This is a genomic window from Ochrobactrum sp. SFR4, assembly GCF_019730395.1.
Taxonomy (GTDB): domain Bacteria; phylum Pseudomonadota; class Alphaproteobacteria; order Rhizobiales; family Rhizobiaceae; genus Pseudochrobactrum.
In genome coordinates this window covers 1-243 of the sequence record NZ_JAAPBB010001216.1, presented here as the reverse complement: position 1 = coordinate 243, position 243 = coordinate 1, and the positions used below count along the sequence as shown (strand labels likewise).

Here is a 243-nt window from a genome sequence, read left to right as displayed (position 1 = left end):
GCACCATGACATCATGGCCTTCAGTAGCTAATGCCACACCGTTTTCAGCCATTAATGCGCGCATTTCAGGATAGGTTTGCGGCAGATTTTCGCGTTGCTGCGGATCAAGACGCTCAAGCCCGTAAGCGAGGTTTTTCACCACACCAAGTGTCAGGCTTTCGCTGTAATTTTCAGTATTGCCCAGAGTAGTATTCAGCTGCGATTTGGCAGTCTGCTCAAGATAGACGGTAGCGCTCAGTGACC

At 50.2% G+C, this 243-nt stretch carries 1 protein-coding gene; it reads right to left on the bottom strand.

Features of this window, described 5'->3' with window-relative positions; translation table 11 throughout:
• A partial coding sequence (locus tag HBA93_RS22900) for a phosphate ABC transporter permease family protein (protein WP_221724760.1) occupies positions 1-243 on the bottom strand: 243 nt, incomplete at both ends.